Below are 8490 nucleotides of genomic sequence, written 5' to 3'. Positions count from 1 at the left end.
GAAACGGGGGTGGTCAAAGATCGTAGTCGTCGCGGTGGCCGGACAGGGCCTTGGCGATCAGGTTGCGGTCCAGGCGGTCCGACAGCAGTTCGGCGAACCTGAAGACGAAGTTGCGCAGGTAGGCGCCGCGCTTGAAGGCCACGCGCGCCACGTTCTGGCCGATCACCTGGCCCATCGGGCGCACCACCAGGTCGCTGTCGGCCTCGCCCTGCACGGCCATCTCGGCCACGATGCCCACGCCCAGGCCGAGCCGCACGTAGGTCTTGATCACATCGGAGTCGATCGCCTCCAGCGCGATGCGCGGCGCGAGCTTCTTCTGCGCGAAGGCATGGTCGATGCGCGTGCGGCCGGTGAAGGAGGGGTGGTAGGTGATGATCGGCTCGGCCGCCAGGTCCTCCAGCGTGACGCGCTCCTTGTCGGCCAGCCGGTGGCCCTTGGGCAGCACCAGCACGTGCTGCCACTCGTAGCAGGGCAGGGTGACCAGTTCGGGATACGCGTCCAGCGACTCGGTGGCGATGCCGATCTCGGCGATCTCGTCGATCACCATGCGCGCCACCTGGTCGGGCGAGCCCTGGTGCAGGCTCACGTTGACCTTGGGGTAGGCCTCGCGCAGCTTGACCACCGGCACCGGCAGCACGTAGCGCGCCTGCGTGTGGGTGGTGGCGATGGACAGGGTGCCGCTGTCCTGGGCGCTGAACTGCTCGCCGATGCGGCGCAGGTTGCCGATCTCGCGCATGATCAGCTCGATGCTGGCGACCACGTGCTGGCCGGGCTCGGTGATGCGCTTGAGGCGCTTGCCGTGGCGCGCGAAGATCTCGACGCCCAGTTCCTCCTCCAGCTCGATGATGGCCTTGGACACGCCGGGCTGCGAGGTGTGCAGCGCCTTGGCCGCCTCGGTGAGGTTCAGGTTGCGCCGGACGGCCTCCTGGACGAACTTGAACTGATGAAGGTTCATATTGATTTCAGAATTACCACGGAAATCATTATGCCTTCTGTGTCTAAGGGATGTGCGGGTCGCTGTGGTTTTCCTGCAGCGCCAACCGGGCCATCAGGTCGACGAGGGCGGGCGATTCGCCCACCGCCGGCGCCAGGGTGAACGCGATGCCGGGCCAGGCGCGGCGCAGTTCGTCCATCAGGCGGGGCAGGTCCTCGCGCAGGTGCCGGCCGATGCCGAGGAAGAGCGGCACCACGCGCACCGTGCGCACGCCGGCGGCGGCCAGCTCGGCGGTGGCCTGGGGCAGATCGGGCGCGGCCAGCTCCAGGTAGGCGCAGCGCACCGCGGCGGCCGGGTCCAGCTCGGCCACGCGCCGCGCCACCGCCTCCACCGGCTCGCGCCAGCGCGCATCGCGCGAGCCGTGCGCGAACAGCACGACGCCCCGCCGGCCGTCCATCACCGCCTCAGCACCAGCCAGCCGAAGGCGCCCAGCGAGAGCACCGAATAGATCATCCCCGGCGCCGCGGCAGTGAGCCAGGGCCACCACTCGCGCAGGTTGCCGATGTAGCCGAACACGTTGTTCAGCAGGAAGAAGCTAATGCCGATCATCACGCCGCCGAACACGTAGCTGGTGATGCCGCTCTGGCGGAAGTGCAGGTAGGCGAAAGGCAGGGCCAGCACCACCATCACCAGGCAGGACAGCGGGTAGAACACCTTGCGCCAGAACTCGATCGCGTAGCGCTGGGTGGTCTGCCCGTTGGCGTCGAGGTGGCGCGTGTACTCGAACAGGTCGATGGTGCTCATGCGGTCGGGGCGCAGCAGGGCGACCGAGACCATGTCGTTGGTCAGCGTGCTGGGCCACTGCAGTTCGGGCTGCGTGCTGCGCTCGACGTGCGCCTGGTTGGCGTCGGCCGTGTCGTAGGTCTCCTGCTCCACGCCGTAGAGCGTCCAGCGGCCGTCGCCGATGCGCGCGAGCAGCGAGGTGGTCTGCGAGGCGACGAAGCCGCGCCCGTCGAAGGCGAAGATGCGCACGTTCTTGAGCGTGCCGTCGCGCTCCATCGACGCCACGTTGACGGCATAGCTCATCTCGCCCTGCCTCTCGCGCAGCCAGGCGCCGGTGTTGCCCGTCATGGCCCAGGTGCCCTGGTAGCGCGTCTTGAGCAGTTGCGCAGCCCGGTCCGAGGCCGGCGCCAGGTAGTCGCCGACGGCGAAGGTGAGCAGCACGAAGCCCAGGCCCAGCATCAGCAGCGTGCGCAGCGCGCGCCAGGGCCCCAGGCCGCTGGTGCGCAGGATGGTGTACTCGGAGCTCTGCGCGAAGCGCGCCATCACGAAGATGGTGCCGATCAGCACCGTGATGGGCAGCAGCTCGTACAGGTGGCTGGGCACCAGCAGCGATACGTACAGCAGCGCCTGCGGCACGCCGTAGCCGAACACGCGCTGCCTGGAGATGGCCTGCAGCTCGTCGACGAAGTCGAAGAAGAAGAACAGGCACAGGAAGCCCAGGCTCACGAAGGCCACGGCGCGCAGCACCTCGACGTAGATCAGGCGGCGGATGGTCTTCATCGCAGGGGCAGGCGGGTGGAGCGGGCGCGGCGGCCCCAGTTGTTGTGCCGCTTGGCCAGCCACAGCAGCGTCAGCAGCAGCGCGCCGCCGTGCAGCACCGTCAGGAAGGTGCCCAGGCCGTGGCGGCCGCTGCTGATCCAGCTGTTGCCCAGGTTCAGCAGGTTGTAGTAGACGACGAAGGCGAACAGCGCGAACACCAGGTTGCCGCTGCGCCCCACGCGTGGATTGACGCCCGAGACCACCAGCGCGAGCAGCACGAAGTTGACCGCGGCCAGCACCATGCCGATGCGCCAGCCCAGCTCGCCGCGGTTCGGGTCGGTCGGCTCGGCCAGCAGCGCCAGCGTGGAGCGCGCCCGCGGGGGCGTCTGGTCGGCGGAGGTGGGCGCGTCGCTGCCCACCTTGGCGCCGTAGCTGGCGAACTCGCTGACCTTCAGCCCGGTGTTGTCCAGGCGGCGCTCCAGGCGCTGGCCGTCCCTGAGCACGAGGTAGCGGCCCTTGTCGATGTCCTCCACCCGGCCGCTGCGGGCGGTGGTGACGATCTGCAGGCCGCGCTCGATGGAGGAGATGAACACGTTGGAGGCAGTCGTGCCGTCGGCCGTGTCCTTGTCGACGAAGAACACCCGGTTGCGCCCGGAGGACTCCTGGAACTGCCCGGGCGTGACGCGATCGATGTCGCCGCGCCGCTCGTACTGGTCGCGCATGCCCTGCGTCTGCAGGTTGGCCCAGGGCCAGCCGACGAAGGCCAGCGCGGCGATCAGCAGCAGCACCGGCCAGGCGAACTGGAACAGCGGCGCGACGAAGTCGGCCAGCCCGCGCCCGCTGGACAGCCAGATCACCATCTCGCTGTCGCGGTACATGCGCGAGAGCGTGCCGACGATGGCGATGAACAGGGCCAGGCTGAGGATCGTGGGCATGTAGCCGACCACGGTGTAGGCCATGATCAGGAACACCTCGGAGGGGTTCACGCTGCCCTTGGAGGCCAGGCCCAGCGTGCGGATCAGGATGATCGTCATGACGATCGTGACCAGCACCACCAAGGTCGCGCCGAAGCTGCGCGACAGCTCCTTGCGTAATGAGGAATGGAATAACATCGTCGAGGGAAAAACGAAGATTATGGACTTTCAACTCAAGACCCTCGGCCTGGCCCAGGCGGCGTCCGAAAAGGCGGATGCGCTGATCGTGCTGGTGTCGCCAGGCGATGGGGAGCAGGCCCCGGGCGCGCTCGGCGGCCTGATCGGCGCGGCGCGCAAGGCCGGCGACCTGCCCGACAAGGCCGGCAAGTGCCTGATGCTCTATCGCCCGCAGGGCATCGCCGCGGCGCGCGTGGTGCTGTCGAGCCTGGGCGACGGACCCGCCGCCACGGCCGCGCGCAGCGCGGTGCTGGCCGCCTGGCAGCAGATCAGGGCGGCCAACCCCAAGCGCGTGGTGCTGGTGTGGTCCGGCGGGGTGGTGCCGGCGGCGCTGCAGGCCGCGGTCGTCGCGCTGGCGGATGCGAGCTACGTCTACACCCACACCAAGTCGAAGGCGGAGCCGCGCGCCCTGCGCCAGGTGGTCCTGGGCGTGGCGCAGGCGAGCGCCTGCAAGGCTGCGCTGGCCGAGGCGGTGGCCGCGGTGCGCGGCGTGGAATTCGCCAAGGAATGGGGCAACCGGCCCGGCAACCACTGCACGCCGACGATGCTGGCCGAAGCCGCGCGCTCGCTGGCCAAGGCGCCGCGGGTCAAGTGCGAGGTGCTGGGCCCGAAGGAGGTCGCCGCGCTGAAGATGGGCGCCTTCATGGCCGTGGCGCAGGGCTCGGCCGAGCCGCTGCGCTTCATCGTGCTGCGCTACCAGGGCGCGGGCAAGGCCGACGCGCCGCAGGTGCTGGTGGGCAAGGGCATCACCTTCGACACCGGCGGCGTGTCGCTCAAGCCCGCGGCCGAGATGGACGAGATGAAGTTCGACATGTGCGGCGCCGCCTCGGTGCTGGGCGTGTTCCGCGCGCTGGGCGAGCTGCAGCCCGCCGTCAACGTCGTCGGCCTCATCCCCACCTGCGAGAACATGAACGACGGCCGCGCGCTCAAGCCCGGCGACGTCGTCACCAGCATGAGCGGCCAGACCATCGAGGTGCTCAACACCGATGCCGAAGGCCGCCTCATCCTGTGCGATGCGCTGGCCTATGCGGCCCGCTTCGATCCGGCCGCCGTGGTCGACATCGCCACGCTCACCGGCGCCTGCGTGATCGCGCTGGGCGGCGTGCGCAGCGGCCTGTTCGCCACCGACGACGGCCTGGCCGGCGCCCTGGCCGCCGCCGGCGAGGCCGCGCAGGACCGCTGCTGGCGCATGCCGCTGGACGACGAGTACGCCGAGGGCCTGAAGACCTCCTTCGCCGACGTCGCGAACGTCGCCGGCCGCGCCGGCGGCGCCATCACCGCCGCCAAGTTCCTGCAGCGCTTCGCCGGCGAAGCGCCCTGGGCGCACCTGGACATCGCCGGCACCGCCTGGAAGAGCGGGGCGGCCAAGGGCGCGACGGGGCGTCCCGTCGGGCTGCTGCTGCGCTACCTGCTGGACCGCGCCGAGGGCGCGGCGCCGGCCGCGCGCAAGGCTTCGCGCCGCAGCCGCGGCGCTGCCGCATGACCGAGATCGACGTCCACTACAACGCGGCGGACAAGCTGCACCATGCCTGCCGGCTGCTGCGCAAGGCGGCGGTGGCGGCGGGTGCGCGCGTGGTGGTGGTCGGCGACGCGGCGCAGCTCGATGCGCTGGATGCGGCGCTCTGGGGCATCGCGCCCGCCGAATTCGTGCCGCACTGCCGCCACGACGTGCCCGGGTGGATGTTGGCCCGCACGCCCGTCGTCATGTGGCCGGCGCGGCACGCGGCCTCGCCGCCGCACCGCGAAATCATCGTGAACCTCGGCGTGGAGCTGCCCGACGGCTTCGAGCGCTTCGAACGCCTGATCGACTTGGTCGGCGAGGACGAGGACGAGCGCCGCGCCGGCCGCCTGCGCTGGCGCCACTATGCCGACCGCGGCTACGCCATCACGCGCCACGACGTCGGCGCCCGTCGCTGAGACATCCATCGATGGACGGCCCGGCCCGCGTTCCCCCGCGCTTCGTGCCCACGCTGACGGCCGTGGTGGACCCGCAGCGGCCGGACGATGCGCCGCCCGCGGTGCAGCAGGAAGCGCCGCCGCCGCCCCCGGCCGAACCGGCATCCGCTCCCGTTGAAACCGCCGCGCCGGCGTCGATGGTCGCGCTGGACGATGCCGATGCCTTCCGGCTCGAAGAGGAACTCCTGCACCGCGTGCTGCAGCGGATCGACCTCTCGCTGGAGGAGCGGCTGACCGAGGTCGTCTCGGCGGCGGTGCAGCGCCAGCTCGACGCCATGGTGCCGCAGCTTCGCGGCGAGATCGAGGCCGTTTTGCGGGCGCTGGTGATCGAGGCGCTGGCCCGCGAACTCCCGGGAAACACCGAGTCCCAGACGCGTTCTTGACGCTCTGCGCTGGGCTAAACTGCGCCGCGGGTCCACCGCCGGGCTGGCGCGGAATGTGCTGAGCGAAGGCCCGGGTCGAACGACCGATTCATCAACACCTATTCCTCATACCTGGAGGTTCCCATGCAATTGAAATGGACTGCGGTCGCCCTGGCTGCACTCTCTGTCGTGGCTTGCGGCAAGAAGGAAGAGGCGGCTGCGCCCGCTCCGGCCGCCGCACCCACTGCAGCAGCGCCTGCCCCGGCCGCGCCTCCGCCCGCCGGCGAAACGCTGGTGGTGAAGATCGGTCACGTCGGCCCGACCAGCGGCCCCATCGCCCACCTGGGCAAGGACAACGAACTCGGCGCCAAGATGGCGATCGACGACCTCAACGCCAAGCAGGTCAAGATCGGCGACAAGGTCGCCAAGTTCGAACTGGTGGCCGAGGACGACGCTGCCGACCCGAAGCAGGGCACGGCCGTCGCGCAGAAGCTGATGGACGAGAAGGTGAACGGCGTGGTCGGCCACCTGAACTCCGGCACCACCATCCCGGCCTCCAAGATCTACAGCGACGCCGGCGTCCCGCAGATCTCGCCTTCGGCGACCAACCCGAAGTACACCCGCCAGGGCTTCAAGACGACCTTCCGCGTCGTGGCTGACGACACCCAGCTGGGCGGCACCCTCGGCCGTTACGCCGTCGAGACGCTCAAGGGCAAGAACATCGCCGTGATCGACGACCGCACGGCCTACGGCCAGGGCGTCGCCGAGGAGTTCGAGAAGGCCGCCAAGGCTGCCGGCGCCACCATCGTGGGCCACGAGTTCACCACCGACAAGTCGACCGACTTCAACGCCATCCTGACCAAGCTCAAGGGCGCCAAGCCCGACATCCTGTTCTTCGGCGGGATGGACGCGGTGGGCGGCCCCATGCTCAAGCAGGTCAAGCAACTGGGCCTGAACGTCAAGTTCATGGGCGGCGACGGCCTGTGCACGGGCGAGTTGGCCAAGCTGGCCGGCGACGCGGTCGGCGAGGAGATGGTCTACTGCGCCGAGGCCGGCGGTGTGGACGGCGAGTTCAAGGAGCCGCTGGAGAAGTTCAAGGCCGACTTCAAGGCCAAGAACGGCGTCGACGTGCAGATCTATGCGCCGTACGTCTACGACGCGGTGCAGGTGCTGGCCGATTCCATGGTGCGTGCCGGCTCGGCCGACCCCGAGAAGTACCTGCCGGAAGTCGGCAAGACCAACTACAAGGGCGTGACCGGCCCGATCACCTTCGACGAGAAGGGCGACATCAAGAACGGCGCCCTGACGCTGTACACCTACAAGGGCGGCCAGCGCACGCAGATCGCCGTGGTCCGCTGATCCTCTGCGGTTGTTGCAAAAGCGTGAAAAAAGGGGCCCTCGGGGCCCCTTTTTCTTGGCATGAGTACTTTGGATGGATTGCCGGCCAGGATGGCAGGCCCTAAGCTACCTGTATCCATTTGTTTGCATCTCTGCCACCATGATCAGAACCCTCGCACTCCTGGCCGGCCCGGTGTTGTCGATCGCGCTGGTGAGCCTGTTCGGCATCGAGGTGCTGTTCGGGTGCCTGGCCCTGGTGCTGCTGGCGGTGGCCGTGTCTTGTGCCGCGCCCCGCCTGACGGGCGTGCCGCGCGAACTGGCCGAGGACGATGTGGTGCACACGCTGATCTGACCGAAGCGACGCATGCATGAAAAAAGCCCCGCCGAGCGGGGCTTTTGTCATTCATGGGCCCGTGCGGGCAGCTCACGCCTCGCAGGGCACGACCTTGAACTCCACGCGCCGGTCCAGCGCATCGCTGGCGTCGTCGGTGCCGGTGCCCACGATGTTCTCGTGGAAGCCCTTGCCCGCCTCGCGCAGCTTCCTCGACAGGGCCGGCGTCTCGGCCGCCAGGCGCGCCTTCACGGCCTGCGCCCGCTGCAGCGACAGGCGCTCGTTCACCTCTTCGGAGCCGGTGCGGCTGGTGTGGCCGGTCACGACCACGCAGGACTCGGTTTGCGTCGCCTGGCGGGCGATCTGGCGCAGCCACATGGGGTAGATGCCGCTGATCTTGGGATCGCCCAGGAACTCCGTGGAGCCGGGCCGGAACAGGAACTTGACGCTGAGGCTGTTGGTCTCCAGCCCCAGCCGCGCCAGCTTGCCGAAGCTGGCCTCGGCATCGGCGGCACGACCCAGTTGCATCTGCGTCAGGTACAAGCCGCTGTAGACGCGCAACTGCTGCCCGTCGCGGCGGCGCGCTGCCGCCTCGTAGCGCGCCAGCGCATCCTGCCAGCGGCCTTCCTCGTAGGCGGCGATGGCTTCCTGCAGCACGGCCGAGGTGGACAGCCGCTCCAGGTAGAGCGCATCCGCGGGCTGCCCAGCGGGCGTCTCGCTGGTGCGGATGTAGCCTTCGGTGGCTCGGTCCTTGGGGTTGACCGGGCTGTCGCGATAGAAGGCGGTGGGGCGCGTGTCCAGCTTGTCGTCGCTGATGCGCGCGGCCGCCTGGGCGATGACGGTGCCGCTCTTGAGGTCCGTCAGCGCCAGGGCGAG

The 8490-nt window shown here is 69.5% G+C and carries 10 protein-coding genes; 5 read left to right on the top strand and 5 right to left on the bottom strand.

Annotated features, from left to right (window positions below):
- Positions 1-13: 13 nt before the first annotated feature.
- Genes ACIY1X_RS21960 through lptF form a run of 4 tightly spaced genes read right to left on the bottom strand, consistent with a single transcriptional unit; the run spans position 14 to position 3588 of the window.
- Positions 14-955 carry a CysB family HTH-type transcriptional regulator gene (locus ACIY1X_RS21960; RefSeq protein WP_038217039.1) on the bottom strand — a complete coding sequence of 314 codons (942 nt, stop codon included), beginning with the start codon at positions 953-955 and terminating at the stop codon, positions 14-16.
- A gap of 43 nt (positions 956-998) precedes the next feature.
- A complete protein-coding gene (locus tag ACIY1X_RS21955) occupies positions 999-1391 on the bottom strand; it encodes a sirohydrochlorin chelatase (protein WP_399684707.1) in 393 nt (130 codons plus the stop codon).
- Positions 1391-2497, bottom strand: coding sequence for an LPS export ABC transporter permease LptG (gene lptG, locus ACIY1X_RS21950; RefSeq protein ID WP_399684704.1), 1107 nt, complete (start codon positions 2495-2497; stop codon positions 1391-1393). Before lptG ends, ACIY1X_RS21955 begins: the two co-directional genes overlap by 1 nt.
- Entirely contained in the window at positions 2494-3588 is a 1095-nt protein-coding gene (gene lptF / locus ACIY1X_RS21945) for an LPS export ABC transporter permease LptF (RefSeq protein ID WP_038217033.1), read from the bottom strand. Before lptF ends, lptG begins: the two co-directional genes overlap by 4 nt.
- Before the next feature lie 22 nt (positions 3589-3610).
- Here lptF and ACIY1X_RS21940 point away from each other — a divergent pair, with 22 nt between their 5' ends.
- The 5 genes from ACIY1X_RS21940 (at position 3611) to ACIY1X_RS21920 (ending at position 7635) form a co-directional block, all read left to right on the top strand.
- The gene (locus ACIY1X_RS21940; RefSeq protein ID WP_399684700.1) at positions 3611-5110 is read left to right on the top strand and encodes a leucyl aminopeptidase; all 1500 of its coding nucleotides are present in this window, start codon (positions 3611-3613) and stop codon (positions 5108-5110) included.
- Positions 5107-5544: a DNA polymerase III subunit chi gene (locus tag ACIY1X_RS21935; RefSeq protein ID WP_399684698.1), complete on the top strand. Its 438-nt coding sequence runs from the start codon at positions 5107-5109 to the stop codon at positions 5542-5544. Before ACIY1X_RS21940 ends, ACIY1X_RS21935 begins: the two co-directional genes overlap by 4 nt.
- An 11-nt stretch (positions 5545-5555) precedes the next feature.
- Positions 5556-5966 (top strand): hypothetical protein, encoded by a 411-nt coding sequence (locus ACIY1X_RS21930; protein WP_399684696.1) that lies wholly within the window; start codon positions 5556-5558, stop codon positions 5964-5966.
- Positions 5967-6089: 123 nt separating this feature from the next.
- Entirely contained in the window at positions 6090-7304 is a 1215-nt protein-coding gene (locus tag ACIY1X_RS21925) for a branched-chain amino acid ABC transporter substrate-binding protein (RefSeq protein WP_038217021.1), read from the top strand.
- A gap of 139 nt (positions 7305-7443) precedes the next feature.
- Complete coding sequence (locus ACIY1X_RS21920; protein ID WP_399684694.1) at positions 7444-7635, top strand: hypothetical protein; 192 nt, start codon at positions 7444-7446, stop codon at positions 7633-7635.
- A 72-nt stretch (positions 7636-7707) separates the two neighbouring features.
- On the opposite strand, the gene ACIY1X_RS21915 is transcribed toward ACIY1X_RS21920, so the two are convergent.
- Positions 7708-8490: OmpA family protein (locus tag ACIY1X_RS21915; RefSeq protein ID WP_399684692.1), on the bottom strand; the 783-nt coding region annotated here is incomplete at its 5' end.

Source organism: Xenophilus sp., assembly GCF_044462705.1.
Lineage (GTDB): Bacteria > Pseudomonadota > Gammaproteobacteria > Burkholderiales > Burkholderiaceae_C > Xenophilus > Xenophilus azovorans.
The sequence above is the reverse complement of the archived record's forward strand: the minus strand, read 5'-3'. Positions and strand labels throughout refer to the sequence as shown.